This window comes from Thiocapsa sp. (assembly GCF_011390875.1).
In the GTDB taxonomy this organism is placed as follows: Bacteria; Pseudomonadota; Gammaproteobacteria; order Chromatiales; family Chromatiaceae; genus Thiocapsa.
In genome coordinates this window covers 1-16,576 of sequence record NZ_JAABRP010000111.1, presented here as the reverse complement: position 1 = coordinate 16,576, position 16,576 = coordinate 1, and the positions used below count along the sequence as shown (strand labels likewise).

At 64.2% G+C, this 16,576-nt stretch carries 17 protein-coding genes; 7 read left to right on the top strand and 10 right to left on the bottom strand.

Features of this window, described 5'->3' with window-relative positions; all coding sequences use genetic code 11:
* A partial coding sequence (locus GPT33_RS10615; protein WP_296808497.1) for an AI-2E family transporter occupies positions 1–265 on the top strand: 265 nt, incomplete at its 5' end.
* 24 nt (positions 266–289) lie between these two features.
* Here GPT33_RS10615 and GPT33_RS10610 read toward each other — a convergent pair.
* Positions 290–616: a multidrug efflux SMR transporter gene (locus tag GPT33_RS10610; RefSeq protein ID WP_296808495.1), complete on the bottom strand. Its 327-nt coding sequence runs from the start codon at positions 614–616 to the stop codon at positions 290–292.
* 190 nt (positions 617–806) lie between these two features.
* The gene (locus GPT33_RS10605) at positions 807–1,229 is read right to left on the bottom strand and encodes a hypothetical protein (RefSeq protein ID WP_296808493.1); all 423 of its coding nucleotides are present in this window, start codon (positions 1,227–1,229) and stop codon (positions 807–809) included.
* A 219-nt stretch (positions 1,230–1,448) separates the two neighbouring features.
* Between GPT33_RS10605 and GPT33_RS10600 the strand changes: the two genes are divergently transcribed.
* Positions 1,449–1,763, top strand: coding sequence for a DUF3301 domain-containing protein (locus GPT33_RS10600; RefSeq protein ID WP_296808491.1), 315 nt, complete (start codon positions 1,449–1,451; stop codon positions 1,761–1,763).
* 106 nt (positions 1,764–1,869) lie between these two features.
* Here the strand turns inward: GPT33_RS10600 and GPT33_RS10595 are convergent, their stop codons facing one another.
* The 6 genes from GPT33_RS10595 to GPT33_RS10570 all read right to left on the bottom strand — a co-directional run bounded on the left by GPT33_RS10595 (position 1,870) and on the right by GPT33_RS10570 (position 6,743).
* Positions 1,870–2,364, bottom strand: coding sequence for a ClpXP protease specificity-enhancing factor (locus GPT33_RS10595; RefSeq protein WP_296808489.1), 495 nt, complete (start codon positions 2,362–2,364; stop codon positions 1,870–1,872).
* A 32-nt stretch (positions 2,365–2,396) separates the two neighbouring features.
* Positions 2,397–3,032 (bottom strand): stringent starvation protein SspA, encoded by a 636-nt coding sequence (gene sspA, locus GPT33_RS10590; RefSeq protein ID WP_296808487.1) that lies wholly within the window; start codon positions 3,030–3,032, stop codon positions 2,397–2,399.
* 213 nt (positions 3,033–3,245) lie between these two features.
* On the bottom strand, positions 3,246–3,974 hold the full coding sequence (locus GPT33_RS10585; protein WP_296808485.1) for a cytochrome c1: 729 nt from the start codon (positions 3,972–3,974) through the stop codon (positions 3,246–3,248).
* Positions 3,971–5,215: a cytochrome b N-terminal domain-containing protein gene (locus tag GPT33_RS10580; RefSeq protein ID WP_296808483.1), complete on the bottom strand. Its 1,245-nt coding sequence runs from the start codon at positions 5,213–5,215 to the stop codon at positions 3,971–3,973. Before GPT33_RS10580 ends, GPT33_RS10585 begins: the two co-directional genes overlap by 4 nt.
* A complete protein-coding gene (gene petA, locus GPT33_RS10575; RefSeq protein WP_296808481.1) occupies positions 5,215–5,808 on the bottom strand; it encodes a ubiquinol-cytochrome c reductase iron-sulfur subunit in 594 nt (197 codons plus the stop codon). The genes GPT33_RS10580 and petA overlap by 1 nt, the downstream gene beginning before the upstream one ends.
* A gap of 182 nt (positions 5,809–5,990) precedes the next feature.
* Positions 5,991–6,743 (bottom strand): Nif3-like dinuclear metal center hexameric protein, encoded by a 753-nt coding sequence (locus GPT33_RS10570; RefSeq protein WP_296808479.1) that lies wholly within the window; start codon positions 6,741–6,743, stop codon positions 5,991–5,993.
* 88 nt (positions 6,744–6,831) lie between these two features.
* Here GPT33_RS10570 and GPT33_RS10565 point away from each other — a divergent pair, with 88 nt between their 5' ends.
* Positions 6,832–7,959 (top strand): trypsin-like peptidase domain-containing protein, encoded by a 1,128-nt coding sequence (locus GPT33_RS10565; RefSeq protein ID WP_296808476.1) that lies wholly within the window; start codon positions 6,832–6,834, stop codon positions 7,957–7,959.
* A 47-nt stretch (positions 7,960–8,006) separates the two neighbouring features.
* On the opposite strand, the gene GPT33_RS10560 is transcribed toward GPT33_RS10565, so the two are convergent.
* Entirely contained in the window at positions 8,007–9,002 is a 996-nt protein-coding gene (locus GPT33_RS10560) for a phosphotransferase (RefSeq protein WP_296808501.1), read from the bottom strand.
* Between the two features lie 190 nt (positions 9,003–9,192).
* Between GPT33_RS10560 and lptD the strand changes: the two genes are divergently transcribed.
* The 3 genes from lptD to pdxA are packed head-to-tail and all read left to right on the top strand — an operon-like array spanning position 9,193 to position 14,100.
* A complete protein-coding gene (gene lptD, locus GPT33_RS10555; RefSeq protein WP_296808473.1) occupies positions 9,193–11,787 on the top strand; it encodes an LPS assembly protein LptD in 2,595 nt (864 codons plus the stop codon).
* Positions 11,768–13,123: a peptidylprolyl isomerase gene (locus tag GPT33_RS10550; protein ID WP_296808470.1), complete on the top strand. Its 1,356-nt coding sequence runs from the start codon at positions 11,768–11,770 to the stop codon at positions 13,121–13,123. Before lptD ends, GPT33_RS10550 begins: the two co-directional genes overlap by 20 nt.
* Positions 13,120–14,100, top strand: coding sequence for a 4-hydroxythreonine-4-phosphate dehydrogenase PdxA (gene pdxA / locus GPT33_RS10545; RefSeq protein WP_296808467.1), 981 nt, complete (start codon positions 13,120–13,122; stop codon positions 14,098–14,100). The genes GPT33_RS10550 and pdxA overlap by 4 nt, the downstream gene beginning before the upstream one ends.
* Here the strand turns inward: pdxA and GPT33_RS10540 are convergent.
* On the bottom strand, positions 14,097–14,882 hold the full coding sequence (locus GPT33_RS10540; RefSeq protein WP_296808465.1) for a Crp/Fnr family transcriptional regulator: 786 nt from the start codon (positions 14,880–14,882) through the stop codon (positions 14,097–14,099). The two genes, pdxA and GPT33_RS10540, sit on opposite strands and share 4 nt — an antisense overlap.
* A gap of 494 nt (positions 14,883–15,376) precedes the next feature.
* Between GPT33_RS10540 and GPT33_RS10535 the strand changes: the two genes are divergently transcribed.
* Positions 15,377–16,576 (top strand): chemotaxis protein CheB (locus GPT33_RS10535; protein ID WP_296808499.1); only part of this gene is annotated, 1,200 nt, incomplete at its 3' end.

Here is a 16,576-nt window from a genome sequence, read left to right as displayed (position 1 = left end):
TTTGGTGGTCAACACCCTGGTCGGGAGCATCCTGGAGCCGAAAATCATGGGATACGGGCTCGGACTCTCCACCCTCGTGGTCTTCGTCTCGCTGGTGTTCTGGGGATGGGTTCTGGGGCCGGTCGGCATGTTTCTGTCGGTACCCCTGACCATGTCGCTCAAAATCGCGCTGGACACCAACCCGCAAACGCGACCGATCGCCATCATGCTGGGCCCCGAGATCAGGGAGCTTCAGCGCGAGCCGCCGACTCGGCACCTCGACTGAGCAGCCGGCAAGGCAGCCTCGCACTTAAGGACCGGAGACCAGCTTCAATCCCACGATGCCCAGCACGATCATGCCGACGAAGAAAAACCGCAGGAGGGTCGCCGGCTCGGCGAACAGGAGAATCCCGATGGCAAAGGCACCGACGGCACCGATGCCCGTCCAGACCGCATATGCGGTACCCATGGGAATGCTCTTCTGTGCGACGAGCAAGCAGGCACCGCTCGCCACGATGCAGACTACGGCGAAACCGATCCAGCCCCAGCGTAGCCCCGAATCGGTCATCCCGAGCTTCAAGCCGACGGGCCACCCCCATTCGAAGATGCCGGCAACGACGAGATAGAGCCAAGCCATACGCGTCCCCCAACCGACATTTCCACGCGACGGTGCAGCGATCGCCGAGCCTCGAGTGATGGCAAGTGAAACAATCCGCGCGCGGCCGGCGAGGAAACCGCGGCTGCGTCGCCGCGCCGACAACGCAGCCGGCGGTGACCCGTCCGACACCCGGGTAAACGGACGCCCCGAAGGTTTCTGCAGCCGCTGCTTAGGCGTCCGAGAACATCGCCTCGAGACGTTCGATCTCGGCACGCAATGTATCGGAGACCGAATCCTTCATGGCCGACAGCTTGTCCATGACCTCACGCGCCATTTCTTCCTTATCCTCCGCCAGGAAGTTCTTGACCTGCTCGATCATCTCCTTGGCTTGTGTCTCGGTGCGATCACGCACGACACCGGCCTGCTCCATCGCCGACGCCGCAGCCTCCGCGGCGGCATCCTTAGCCGCAGTCGCGGCCGCGCCGACACGATCCGAGGCATCCTTGGTCGTCTCGACCGCCTGGTCAAACATCGTCGCCTTCTCTTCGGGCGGAGCTGCGGCCTCCTCGACCGGCGCTTGGTCCTGGCCGCAAGCACCCAGCCAAATGGCCGTGCATGACACGATGACGGCCGACAGGACATGCCTCTTCATCTCGGTCACACCTGTGTTGTTGAAGGACAGTCAGTATACTAAGTCGGCCCACGTCCGCGCAGCCTGCGAAGCGCTCGCCGCCGTGACCGCATACGATGCCGCCATGCGCGGATTCTGCCGGTAGAGCGTGCGACTTGGGCTGCCGCGACATCGCGAGGACGTCTGCCTCCTGCGAACCTGACGTCACCCTCACCCGTCCGCCACACTCAAGGACCCGTCATGAGCAACCTGCTCGCCGTCTTTTTACTTCTCTTACTCGGCTGGTTCTGGCTGGACAGCATGCGCGCGCGCGAAATCGCAACGGAGGTCTGCAAGAGCGCCTGCAAACAACGGGAACTTCAGTTTCTGGATCAAACGGTTGCCTTGCGGCGACTCGGTCTCGCTTGGCGCTCGGAAGGCTTGAGGATGCGTCGTGTTTATCGCTTCGACTTCAGCGAGGAAGGCGTCGGACGCCGCAGCGGCTATCTGGTCATGCGAGGAATGACGCTCGAAGATCTGAGTTTCGGCCTCCCGACACAGGCGCAGGACGCCTGAACCGCGCCGGGGACGACACGCCGCGCGCCCTCGGCATTTGGGATAGGAAACCGTTGTACGTGCGAATCCGGCTCGCGCCGATCGACGAGCAAGCTCCGAACAGAGCCTACTTGACGACCTTCAGCGTCGGACCGCCGGCCTTACCTTTTCCTTTACCTGAAGGCAATTTGGGTCCTTGAGGCTCTTGGGAGCTCGGGCTCATGCCCCGAGGCCGACCGACCGATCGCGGCTTGCTTCGCTCCTGCTCGAGGTGCGCGTCGGAAGCGATCTCGGGCTCGCCGGGAAGCGGATAGGCCAGCTCGGGGAAGACCATCCCTTGCCCGTTTTCGCGCGTGAAGATACCCAGCACCGCTTCGACGGGAAAGAACACGTCGCGAGCCACCCCGCCGAAGCGCGCGTTGAACTCGATCTGCTCGTTTCCCAGGACAAGAGAACGCACGGCACTCGGCGAGAGATTGAGCACCAAGCGCTCGTCTTCGACGAATTCCTTTGGTGCCTGGACACCGGGATAACGGACATCCACCACCAAATGCGGCGTCATATCGTTGTCCAGGATCCACTCGTAGATCGCCCGGATCAGATAAGGTTTCGTCGAGGTCATCGTGTCGATCTCACTTTCCATCGAGCCCTCCATCAGGACACGTCCGCGATCATCTCCTTCTCGGCCTCGGTGAGGCTCTTACGAAAGGCGTCGCAGGCAAAGATGCGTCGCATGTACACCCGCAGCGCCTCGGCCTGAGGCGGCAGCTCGACGCCGAGAACAGGCAGCCGCCACAAAAGCGGCGCGATGCAGCAGTCGACCAGAGAAAACTCGTCGTTCATAAAGAAGGTATGGGCACCGAAAACCGGCGCCGTCACGGCCAGGCTCTCGCGCAACTCCTTACGCGCCTGTTCCGCGTCCTCCGGACTCCCCAGGGCAATACGGCCCATCAGGGTGTACCAATCGCGATCGATGCGGTACATGAACAGCCGCGCGCTGGCCCGCGAAACGGGATCGACAGGGAGCAAGGGAGGGTGAGGGAAGCGTTCGTCGAGATACTCCATGATAATCCGTGACTCGTAGAGTCGCAGATCCCGATCGACAAGCGTCGGCACGGTCCCGTAAGGGTTAAAATCCATCACCTCGTCCGGCAGGTCGTTCGCATCGACATCGATCACGTCGACCGCGATACCCTTCTCGGCGAGTACCATCCGAACACGGTGGCAGTATGGACAGGTGGGATCGGAAAATAGCGTCATCACGGATCGTCTACTCGCAGCCACAGCCATTCTTCCCTTCTCCAGCATGTGGACAAAGCCCGGTCGGGCCCGAGGAACAGGTATCGCCGACCATCCGGGTCAGCTGCCTTGAGCATTGCGCTCATGAGTGAACAGAGCATCGGGAGTAGCGGAACGGAAGCAGGTGCTTCCGCCCAAACCGTCAAACGGAGAGAACCCGCGTCGGCCGCGATTGATCGAGACCGATGCGGGGTGCGACGACCTTTAGTGGACGTCTTTCCAGTATTCCTTCTTCAGCGCAAAGGCCACGATGAAGAAGAGGCCGAGGAACAGCAAGACATAGATACCCATCCTGCGCCGCTCCATTTGGCTCGGCTCGCCCGCGTAGGTCAGGAACGCGGTGATGTCGCGCACCATGGCGTCGTATTCCTCGGGGGCCAAGCTTCCGGGCTGGGTGAGCTGAACGCCGGCGATGGTCGGCTCGTGACCCTCATGCTCTTCCACGATCGCCTCCTGCACCCCCTGCAGATCACCGAGCACGTGAGGCATACCCACCAGCGGGAAGATCACGTTGTTCACGCCGTAAGGCCGTGAAGGATCGGCGTAGTAGCTCTTCAGGTAGGTGTAGACCCAGTCCGGGCTGCGCCAGCGCGTCACCAACGTGAGGTCGGGAACCGCCGTACCGAACCAGACCTCGCCGTCTGCAGGCCGCATCGAGTTCTTCATCATGTCCGTCGGCTGAGCGTCACCGAACAAGAGGTTCTCGCGCAGTGACTTGTCGTCGATCCCCAGATCGTCCGCCATGCGTGAATAGCGCATGTGACTGAGCGAATGACACGCCATGCAGTAGTTGACGAAATACTTCGCCCCGCGCTGGAGCGACGCCTGATCGTTCAGATCGATCTCGGCCTTCTCCAACTTGACATGACCGCCTGCGGCGAAGCCCACGGCGGGCAACAACAGAACCAGGGTGGCAATGATCAGCTTTCTCATGAGGTCACCCTCTCCGGAACGGGCTTGGTCTTGTCGATCGAGCTGTAGATCGGCATCAGCAGGAAGTAGGCGAAATAGATGGCCGTGAAGATCTGCGACAACAGGGTCAGGAAGGGATCCACCGGTTGCAGACCGAGCCAGGCCAACACAATGAAGGAGATCGCGAACAGCCCCGTCATGACCTTAAAGATCGGGCCCTTGTAGCGCATCGACTTGACCTTGCTGCGGTCCAGCCACGGCAGCACGAAGAGGATCAGGATCGCCGCGAACATGACGACCACGCCCGGGAACTGGGATCCATACATCGGCGGCACCGCCCGCAACATCGCGTAGTAGGGCGTGAAGTACCACACCGGAGCGATATGCGCGGGGGTCTGGAAGGGGTTGGCCGGCTGGAAGTTCGGCGCCTCGATGAAGAGTCCGCCCATGGTCGGGGCGTAGAAGACGATGGCCGAGAAGATCGCGAGGAATACGACCACGCCAACCAAATCCTTCACCGTGTAGTACGGATGGAAGGGGATCCCGTCCGCCGGGGCCTTATCGCTCCAGCGATTGCCCTTCGGACCTTCCTTGATTTCGACACCGTCCGGGTTATTGGAGCCGACATGATGGAGTGCAACGATGTGCAGGAACACCAAAGCGGCCAAAACGAACGGCAAAAGGAAATGGAAAGCGAAGAACCGGTTGAGCGTCGTATCCGAGATGACATAGTCACCGCGCACCCAGACCGCGAGATCGTCGCCGACGACCGGGACGGCCGCAAACAGATTCACGATCACCTGCGCACCCCAGAACGACATCTGCCCCCAAGGCAGGAGATAGCCGAAGAAGGCGGTCGCCATCATCACCAAATAAATCACGACGCCGATGATCCACAGCAGCTCGCGTGGCTTGCGGTAGGAGCCCCAGAGCAGGGCGCGGAACATGTGCAGATAGATGACGATGAAGAAAGCGGACGCGCCCGTGGAATGGATGTAACGAATCAACCACCCCCACTCGACATCGCGCATGATGTATTCGACCGACGCAAATGCCTCCACGGCCGACGGCTTGTAGCTCATCGCCAACCAGAGGCCGGAGACGATCTGGATCACCAGCGTCAAGATCGCCAGCGAGCCGAAAAACGACCAGAAGTTGAGGTTCTTCGGGGCGTAATACTCGGAAAGGTGTGCTTTCCAGGTCTCCGTCAGCGGGAATCGCTTATCGATCCAGCTGAGGTTCTCGGACTTTTCTGCGCTCATCAAGCCGCTCCTCGATCCTCACCGACCAAGATGGTGGTGTCGTTGATGTACGTATGCACGGGAATCACCAGATTTGTAGGGGCCGGAACACCCTTGTACACCCGGCCGGCAAGGTCGAACCTGGAGCCGTGGCAGGGGCAGAAGAATCCGCCGCGCCACTGCGCGCCGAGATCGTCGGGACCGAACTCCGGCCGAAAGGTCGGAGAGCAGCCCAGGTGCGTGCAGATCCCGATCACGACGAAGTACTGATCCTTGATCGAGCGCGTCGCGTTCTGGCAATACTCCGGCTGTTGCGGCACCGCAGACGCCGGATCGACCATTTGGCCGTCCAGTGTCGGTAGCGCCTCGAGCATCTCCGGTGTACGGCTGACGACCCAAACCGGTTTACCGCGCCATTTGACGCGAAGGATCGCGCCCGGTTCCAACTGGCTGATGTCGGCTTCGACCGGCGCACCCGCGGCACGCGCCTTGGCGCTCGGGTTCATCGACGCGATAAATGGGACGAGGGCGAAGCCGGCTCCGACGGCTCCGACCACGCTGGTCGCGGCGACAAGCACACGCCGCCTGGTTTTGTTCACGCCTTGTGCGCTCATAAGCCACTAACCCCCGGCTGGCGCGAGCCCCCTGAACGGTTTATTCGGGTGGCGGCTCACGCATAGTCATGAATAAGGAAGATCAGAATATACCGATTCTCTACAAAATCGACCGGGCATTGTCTTGTATTCCGGTCGGATCGGTCAAGACCAAGCGGCCCGGACTCCAAGCCGCTCCACGTTTAGGCAGGATTATCGATCTCGATGAACCGATGCTCCAACCCGAACCGTTCTGCAAGGTGCTCGCCGAGAGCCTGAACCCCATAGCGCTCGGTCGCATGATGTCCGGCCGCAACGAAGGCGATTCCGAGCTCACGCGCGGCGTGGGTCGTCTGCTCGGAAATTTCGCCGCTCACGTAGGCGTCGACGCCGAGCGCGGCGGCCTGCTCGAGATATCCCTGGCCGCCGCCGGTACACCACGCGATCCGCTCGATCCGCTCCCGGCCCGCGTCGATCAGCGTCGCGGGGCGCCCGAGACGCTCGGAGACATGCGCAGCGAGTGCATCCGGCGAACATCCGGGACTTAAACGCCCGGACCACAAGAGTCCTCGGCGATCAGCCACGGGTTCGGCATCGACCCATCCGAGCCGGCGAGCCAAGACGGCGTTGTTGCCCACGATAGGATGCGCGTCAAGTGGCAGATGATACGCGATCAGGCTGGCCCCGGCCTTGAACAATTGCCTTGCGCGCCGCCCCTTCATGCCGACGAGACAGGGGGCCTCGCTCTTCCAGAACCACCCGTGGTGGACCAGAATCGCGTCAGCACCCCATGTGCTCGCAGCCTCGATCAAGGCAGCGCTTGCCGTCACGCCGCTGACGAGCCGCGCAATCGAACGTTCGCCTTCAACCTGCAAGCCGTTCGGCGCGTAGTCGTCGAAATCACCGGCGGCGAGAAAACGATCGCAATAGGCGACCAATGCGTAAGGATCAACCATGGTTTAGAATGACGCTCGGTCAAAGGGCCGATGTTTCGGCTCCGTCGCCCTCCGTCGCCGGGGCCCCGTGGCTGCGTAGCTTAATCGGATGATCAAGACAGGTCCAACCACCCTTCTGATTGCGGCCGTCATCGGCGGGGCCTCGGGTTCCCTGCTGACGTTGTCGCTGGCCCCGCCCGGGCCGGGCGTGTCGCCGCCACAAGAGAGCGGAACCGCCGTGCCGGCTCGGCTCGACGACCTGCCGACGTTCGCGACGTCGGTTGCTCGGGTCGCTCCCGCGGTCGTCAGCATCTTCGCGACGCAAGCCGAGCCCGCTGCACCGCGAACGACCCTGCCGCCCTATCCGGGACACCACCATGGGCCACCCGGGGCAGCCGCCTCCCGCACCGGTATAGGCTCGGGTGTCATCCTCTCGCCCGACGGCTTCATCCTGACCAATCGTCATGTCGTGCAGGACGCAGATCGTATCAGCGCCGTGCTTGCAGACGGGCGCTCACTCGCACTTACACTGGTCGGTGTCGATGCGGATACGGACCTTGCCGTTCTCAAGGCCGATGCGCAGGGACTGCCCGCAGCGCCGATCGGGAACGCGCAGTCTCTTCGTGTGGGCGATCTCGCCCTGGCGATCGGCAATCCGTTCGGGGTCGGTCAAACGGTCACCATGGGGATCGTAAGCGCCACCGGACGCGGCGAGCTGGGCATCACCAATATCGAGCGCTTTATCCAGACCGACGCCGCCATCAACCCGGGAAATTCGGGCGGTGCCTTGATCAATGCGCGAGGCGAGCTCGTCGGCATCAACACTGCGATCTTCACCGAGACCGGCACCGCACAAGGCATCGGCTTTGCCATCCCGACCGAGATCGCGATCGATGTGGCGCGCGCTCTCGCCACGCAGGGTCAAGTCACGCGCGGGTGGATTGGCCTGAGCGGGCGAAGCGTCACCCCGGAGCTGGCCGAGTCCTTCGGCCTGCGTGCGGGGCACGGGGTATTGGTCGCCTCGACCCTGCGCGACAGTCCGGCGGCGCAGGCGGGTCTGCGGCCGGGCGACGTGGTGACCCGGATCGACGACCGCAACGTCGCCACGGTACAGGATCTTCTGGACGCAGTTGCCGGTGCAGGACCTCATGCCGCCTTGAGCCTGGAGGTCTGGCGCGGCAGCGAGCGCATCCTGACCCGCGCCACGACCAACGCCCGCCCGCCGAGCGCCGAGTGATCCGAGGGCAGCGGTACCTGCCGGAGCAGGCACCGCTCGCTCGAGCATCAGCCCCGGGTGGTCGATACCGTCGCAAGCAAGCCGTCGAGCGACGGCATGACACGCGTGTCCAACAACCGCGACAGACCCTCGAGCTCGGGATAGCGGCCCGCAACCTCGCGGACATAGCCCAGGGTACGCGGAATATCGGCGAGATAGTGCGGTTTTCCGTCGCGACGATTCAGACGCGCAAAGATCCCGCAGGCCTTGAGGTGGCGCTGCACGCCCATGAGGTCGAGCCAGCGCAGGAAACGCCCGAGACCCTCGTCTTGAAGCACGCCGCTTCGAACGGCGGAGTGAAAATAGCCCGAAGCCCAATCGGTCACCCGCTCGGCCGGCCAGGCGATGTAACAGTCACGCAAAAGCGAAACCAGATCGTAAGTGACGGGCCCCACCACGGCGTCCTGAAAATCGAGGATGCCTGGATTACCGGTCTCCGTCAGCATCAGGTTGCGCGAGTGAAAGTCACGATGAACGCACACCCGCGGCTGCTCCAAGGCACTCGCTACGAGCCGATCCTCGACGCGCGCAAGCGCCGCGGACTCCTCCGGCGTGAGCACCAGACCCGGCAGCGAGCCGAGAAACCATTCGCGGAAAAGACCCAGCTCCCGGCGCAGGAAGGGCTCGTCGTAGATCGGCAGGTCATCCGTGGGGCCGCACGCCTGGATGAGCGCCAAGGCGCCCAGCGCGTCGCCGTAGAGTCGGTCGGCCGTATCCCGGGTCAGCTCACCGAGGTACACCCGGTCGCCGAAATCGGTGAGCATGAGAAAGCCGGCGGCGCGATCCTCCGCATGGATCTCGGGGGTGTTGAGCCCGGCCGCGCGAAACCGTCGCGACAGATCGGCGAAGCGTCCGCAGTCCTCGAGATCGGGTGGCGCGTCCATCAGCACGCGCGTGGTACCGGCATGAAAGACCCGCCAATAGCGACGGAAGCTCGCGTCCGACGAGGCGGGTTGCAGCTCGAAGTCCTCCGACCCCAAGATCCCCGCCGCCCAGAGGCGCATACGTTCGAATCGATCAGACACGGACACCCCGATCAGTCACGTCGGCGCCGCGAACCGACCGGCCCGCGACAGGTTCAAGATTGCTGAGCTTCTACAGATGTGCCATGGTTACAGGTTCATGCGAACCCGTCCACCGATCCGAGACCCCAACCTTGGACCGCTCACGGCTTGAGTCGACCTGACACCCAACGTGCGCCTCGTTTCACTGGCCATCATTCTCTGTGTCGCCGCGACCGCGGTCGCGGACGAACGCCCCGCGGCAGAGATGAACGCTGCCCCGGAGGCCGCCGCGAACCCGGGCCTTACCCCCGATCCGGCCGGCGATCCGACCGCTCCCCCCGTCGACGCGCCCGATGCCCCGATCGGTACGCCGACCGTGCCGAGCTCGAGCGTCTCGACCGTCGCCGTTCCCGTGGCGCTGCCGCCGCTCGAACCTTTGACGCTGGATTCTCCGGGCGATGGACTACAGGACCTCGACCGCCGGGATCCGCAGGGCGATACGGACGAGGCCCTGCCGCTGCTCGTGCCCCCCGAAGATCCGGTTGCAACGGCACCGGCGGTGGAGTTCGCACCGCGCGCACTTGAACTCCCCGCGGCCTGGGACCCACGGCTGCATGCCGACCTTCCCTGGGAGTTCTGCGGACCCCGCTCCGGCGCAGCCGGTTTCACCGGGCCCGCGGCCCCGACGGGCAGCGCAGGCGTCCCGGTGCAGATCGTCGCCGATCGCGTCGACTACGACCGCAATACCGAGGTCATTCAGCTGCGGGGCGGCGTCGACGTCGTGCAGGCCGATCAACGCATGCTGGCTGATCGCTCGACCTATGATCGGCGCAGTGGGCGGCTCGACGCACGTGGCGATGTCTTCCTGGAAACCCCCGGACTTCGCATCCAAGGGGACAAAGCCGATTATAATGTCCTGACCCGCCAGGGCACGATCGGCACGGCACGCTATCGGCTCTCCGGCAGTGCGAATCTGCTCGGCACCGCCGAGGAGGCCGAGATCCTCTCGGAGCAGCAGAGCCGTTATCGCAACATCACCTACACCACCTGCCCACCCGGCAATGCGGACTGGTCGATCAAGGCGCGCGATCTCAAACTCAATCAGGAAAGCGGGATGGGCTATGCCCACCACGCCCGGATCCGTATCGGCAAGATCCCGGTACTTTACACACCCTACATCTTCTTCCCGATCGACGATCGGCGTCGCAGCGGCTTCCTGATCCCGAGCTTCGGCTCGTCCAACACGACCGGCACAGACATCAGCATCCCCTACTACTGGAACATTGCCCCGAACATCGACGCGACCATTACCCCGCGCATCATGAGCACACGCGGCCTGATGATGGGCACGGAGCTGCGCTATCTCGATCGCTTTCAAAGGGTTGAAATCAACGCCGAGGTCCTGCCCGAGGACCGCCGAGCCACCGAGCTCGGCACACGCGGTGCCCTGCGCATCGAGCAAACGGGGCGGCTCGGCCCGCGCTGGTCGAGCGCGATCGATTTCGCATCGGTCTCCGATGATCAGTACCTGCAGGATTTCGGCAATCGCCTGGACGCCACGAGCCTGCGCAACCTCGTCCAGCGCGGCGACATCTACTACTCCGGCAAGGGTTGGCGTGCACTCACGCGCGTGCAACAGTTTCAGACCATCGATGCCGCAATCGCGCCGGCCAACCGACCCTATGGGCAGATGCCGCACGTCGAGCTGGACTATTTTCCGCAACGCTGGAACGACCTGATCGAGTACGACCTCGAGGGCCAGTACGACTTCTTCGACCATTCGGCGCGCGTTCACGGCAATCGACTGGTCGCGGTCCCGACCCTGCGCATGCCGCTGCGTCGCAGCTTCGGGCATATCATCCCGCGCGCGAGGCTCTACTACACCGGCTACGACCTGGTCGACCAGGCCGAGGGTCTGCCGTCGCGCCAGTCCTACGCGATTCCCAGCTTCGACCTGGACGGCACCCTCGTCTTCGAGCGCGACACCGCCTGGTTCGGCACCCCGACGCTGCAGACCCTGGAGCCGCGAATCTACTATGTGCTGACCTCCTTCGAGGACCAATCGAACGCGCCCTTGTTCGACACCACCCCGCTGGACTTCTCGTTCGCCAGCCTGTTTCGCCCGAACCGCTTCACGGGGTTCGACCGCATCGGCGACGAGAACAGGCTCACCTTGGGACTGACCTCACGCACCATCGCCAATCAAACCGGCAGTGAGCTGTTCCGCGCCAGTGTCGGTCAGATCTATTTCTTCGAGGATCGCCGCGTTCAGTTGACCGGCGACTCGGTCGAAGACGATGTCCAATCCTCCGTCGCCGGCGAATTCGCGGCCCGCATCAGCGATCACTGGAGCGCCCGGGCGAGCCTGCAATGGAACCCCAACGACACCGAGGCACCCTGGGAGAAACGGGTCCTCCAATTGAGATACGCGCCCAGCGAAGGCAGCCGACTGAACCTCGCCTACCGCTTCAATTACGGCGACCAGCCGGACCTGCGCTACGAGGACACCGACCTCTCGTTGCAGGTGCCCATCGGCTCGCAGGTGAAACTTGTCGGGCGCTGGCTCTACTCGATGCTCAACGAGGAGACCGTCGAGGCCTTTGCCGGCATCGAGTTCGGCCGCTGTTGCTGGCGTCTGAGGTTACTTGGTCAACATCTGCAGACCGGCAACGACAGCGGCAACACCAGCCTGATGTTGCAGGTCGAGCTCGCCGGACTCGGCTCATTCGGAAACCAGATCGACACACTCCTGGAACGAGGCATCTATGGTTATCACTCGGACTAGACGCGGATATCATCGAGCGAGCGCCTGTCGTCGCCGCGCCGCTGTCGGCTCGCTCTTCGCGTGCCTGCTGATCGCATCGGCGCCGGCGACGAGCCAGGTGCCTATCCAAGAGCTGGACGCGATCGTCGCCGTGGTCAACGACGATGTGGTCGTGCGCAGCGAGCTCGACACCGAGATCGACCTGATCCTGCCGCAGATGCAAAAGGCGGGCACGGCTGCACCGCCGCGTCCCCAGCTCGAAAAGCAGGTTCTCGACCGGCTCATCCTCAAGCGCCTGCAGGCGCAGCGCGCTCGCGACCTGGGGATCCAAGTGGAGGAGGCCACGCTCAACGAGGCCCTGACCAACATCGCCCAGCGCAACGGGCTGAGTCTCGAAGAGCTGCAGGCCACGCTCGAGGCCGGGGGGATTCGCTTCGCTGATTTCCGCGAAGACACCCGCTCGCAGATCGTCACCAGCCGTCTCCAGAACCAAGAGGTGGTCAACAAGATCCAGATCACCGACCAGGAGATCGACCGTTTTCTCGAGCGCGAGTCGAGCCGCCTCATCGAGCGCGAGCAGGTCCGGCTGCAGCACATCCTGATCGCCTTGCCCGAGAACGCGACCCCGGCGCAGGTCCAAGCCGCCGAGGCCGAGGCCGCCCGGTTGGTCACGCGGCTGCGCGGCGGCGAGGATTTTGCCCGAGTCGCCGCCGCCGAGTCCGACGGGCGCAACGCCCTGCAGGGCGGCGATCTGGGCTGGTTCGAGATGGGCGCGGTGCCGAGCCTGGTGAGCGAGCTCGCCTTCACCATGGCCGAGGGCGAGATCAGCGACCCCCTGAGCAGCCCCAGCGGCTACCACATCATCAAGCTCAACGAGATCAAGGCCGCCACCCCGGACGATGTCGTGCAGACCAACGCCCGTCACATTCTGATCCGCACGAACGAGCTGGTCTCCGACGACGACGCGAAACGGCGTCTGGAGCAGCTGCGCATGCGCATCCTCGGCGGCGAAGACTTCGCGACTCTCGCCCGCTCCAATTCGGACGATACCGGCTCCGCCCTGAAGGGTGGCGACCTGGGCTGGGTGAATCCCGGCGACACCGTTCCGGACTTCGAGGAGGCGATGAACGCCCTGCCTCCGAACGGCGTGAGCGAGCCGTTCCAGAGCCCCTTTGGTTGGCACATCGTCCAGGTGATCGAGCGACGCAACCAGGACAAGGAGGGCGAGTTCATGCGGCTCAAGGCGCGCGAAGCGCTGCAGCGCCGCAAGGCCGAGGAGGCCACCGAGGAATGGCTGCGTCAGCTGCGCGACGAGGCCTATGTGGAGGTCCGACTCGACGAGGACGCGCAGCTGTGATTGCAGTCACGCCCGGCGAGCCCGCCGGGATCGGACCGGATCTGGTCGTGCGCCTCGCCCAGGGGCCGTCGGACACGCCGATGGTCGCAATCGCGGACCCGGATCTTCTGGCCGAGCGTGCGCAACGGCTCGGGCTCCGGCTGCACATCGACCGCTTCGAGCCCGGCGATCCGGCGCCCCCGGCGTCATCGGTGCAGCCCGGACACCTCGCGGTTCTGCCGGTCGCCTTGCGGCAAGCCGTCACCCCGGGCCGCCTTGATACCGCCAATGCGCCTTACGTGCTCGAGACGCTGCGCATCGCCTGCGACGCCTGCCTGGAGGGCACCTTCGACGCCCTGGTGACAGGCCCGGTGCACAAAGGCATCATCAACGACGCCGGACTGCCCTTCACCGGTCACACCGAATTTCTCGCCGAGCGCTGCGGCGCCGAGCCGGTCATGATGCTTGCCACACCCGGTCTGCGTGTGGCCTTGGTCACGACACACCTGCCGCTGCGCGACGTGAGTGCCGCCATCACCCGCGAGCACCTGACCGAGGTCATCCGGATTCTCCACCGGGACCTGTCGAGCCGATTCGGGATCCCCGAGCCGCGCATCCTGGTCTGCGGGCTGAACCCGCACGCAGGCGAAGGCGGTCACCTGGGACGCGAGGAAATCGAGGTGATCGAGCCCGTCCTGAACGCGCTGCGCGGACTGGGATGGCATCTGATCGGACCCTTGCCGGCGGACACCGCCTTTGTCCCCGACAAGCTCGCCGACGCCGACGCGGTCTTGGCGATGTACCACGATCAGGGACTACCGGTGCTCAAGCACCTGGGGTTCGGTCAGGCGGTGAACATCACGCTCGGCCTGCCGATCATCCGCACCTCGGTGGATCACGGCACCGCGCTGGATCTGGCCGGGACAGATCGGGCGGATCTCGGAAGCTTGCGGGCTGCAGTCGGCATGGCCCAAATTTTGACTAAAGGATCTGTCTAATCAGGAGTGCCGTTGATCGTTGCGACCCGTCGAAGTGCTTCCGCGCGGGTGGGGATCACCTCGGGAAGCAGGCGGTGAAATTCTTTCCTGACTACCTCGTAGCACTCGCACACCCGCGCTTCCAGCCCGGGTCGATCCAGCACGGTAATCCGACCCCGGCTGTACGTGATCAACGCGGCTCGCTGTAAGCGTCCGGCGGCCTCGGTCACGCCCTCGCGTCGCACACCCAGCATGTTGGCGATCAGCTCCTGAGTCATGTGAATCTCGTTGGAGGGCAGACGGTCGAGACTGAGCAGCAGCCACCGACACAGCTGTTGGTCCACCGTGTGATGACGGTTGCAGATGGCGGTCTGCGCCATTTGGGTCAGCAGAGACTGGGTGTAGCGCAGCAACAGCGGCGGCAGGACCGCTCGGCGACGTCCTCCGGTACGCGTGAGTGCCTGCCTGAGTAGGGGTGCACTCAGCCGATACGCATCCCCGGCGCTCTGCACCATGGCAAGGTTCGGCATGGTCTCCCCGCCCATCAAGAGGGCAACGCCGACGATGCCGTCATTGCCGACTACGGCGATCTCCGCGGATGCGCCACTCTCGATGACATTCAGGAGGGACACGATGGCGGTGGTGGGAAAAAGGACGTAACGCAACTTGCCCCCGGACTCGTGGACCGTCTCCCCGAGGTCCAGCTGGACCAGCTCCAGGTGCGGCAGCAGCTTGCGATATTCGGGCCCCGGCAACGCGGCCAGCAGACGATTTTGGCGCGGGTTCGTCGTGGCGTTGGGCATCAGGGCTCCTCCGAAGTCCACACTCTGAATCATCTAAAAAGCCCACTGCAGCACGGCAGATCTGTCGAGACCTTTCGTTGTCGTTGTCGTTGTCGTCATCGTATCGATGGTCGATGACGATGACGATGACGACAACGAAAATGATCTCGGACGGTCTCGGAATCTCGACACCGCTCCGCGCGCCCGGCACGCTTGGCATCGCACCTTATGTGCGTTTCCGAACAGAGCAATTCCGGCGTCTCCGCTACACTTCACGGTAAGGTCGAGAGCAGATCAGCCACGAGGCCAATGTCACGCCTTCGCGATCGGATACCTGTAGGCCCCGGCCGGAGAAGTCGCGAACGCATCCCGTCGATCGACTTCGATCATCGCATTATCCCAGATGGAGACAAGCCTTGACCAGGACGCGCGCCGAGGATGAAGGGCTGGGCATCGCGTCGCCGGCAAAGGCAAACGGCGCCGCGCCCGAGCCCGCAGTGCCGTCGTCGCCGCCCGTGCCGCCGATCCCGAACAACACGACCGAGGCCCCGAATGACGCGGGGCCGCCGCCCGAGCGGAGCGCCGCGCCGCCGTTCCCCGTCGTCGGCATCGGCGCCTCTGCCGGCGGCTTGGCCGCGTTCGAGGCATTCTTCTCGGCCATTCCGCGCGATATCCAGACCGGCATGGCCTTCGTGTTGGTGCAGCATCTCGCACCGGACCACAAGAGCATCCTGACCGAGCTGGTCAAGCGTTACACCCGCATGCAGGTCCGGGAGGTCGAGGACGGCATGCGGGTCGAGCCGGACTGCGCCTACATCATCCCGCCCAGCCACGACATGGCCCTGTTCAACGGCGCGCTGCGCCTGCTCGAGCCAACGGCGCCGCGCGGGTTGCGCCTGCCGATCGACTTCTTCTTCCGATCCTTGGCACAAGACCAGCATGAGCGTGCCATCTGTGTCGTGCTCTCGGGTACCGGCAGCGACGGCACCCTGGGCGCACGGGCGATCAAGGGCGAAGGCGGCCTGGTGATTGCGCAGTCGCCCAAGACGGCGGCCTACGACGGCATGCCGCGCAGCCTCATCGCCAGCGGTCATGCCGATTACGTCCTGCCCCCGGCGGAGATGCCGGCGCACCTCATCGCCTATGCCGCACAGGCCTTCGGCAAGGCAACCCGGCCGATCGCCCCCTCGGCGTCCTCCGAGAATGCCCTGACCAAGATCTGCATCCTGCTGCGCGACAAGACCCGCCATGATTTCTCCCAGTACAAGGAGACCACCCTGCGGCGTCGGATCGAGCGGCGCATGGCGCTGCATCGGATCGATCGACAGGGCGACTATGTCGGCTACCTCCGGCAGGATCCGGCGGAGATCGATGCCCTGTTCAGCGACCTGCTGATCGGCGTCACCAACTTCTTCCGCGATCCCGAGGCCTTCGCCGCCCTCGAGGCAGAGGTCATTCCGCGTCTGTTTTACGGCAAGCCCGCGGGCGCGACCGTGCGGGTCTGGGTCTGCGGGTGCTCGACCGGCGAGGAAGCCTACTCCATCGCCATCCTGCTGCGCGAGCATCTGGAGACCCTCAAGCAAGCCTACAAGGTGCAGGTCTTCGCGACCGACATCGATCCACGCGCCATCGCGCAGGCCCGCACCGGGCTCTATCCGGCCAGCATCTCGGCCGACGTCTGCGCTGCGCGGCTCGCGCGGTTCTTCTCGGAGGAC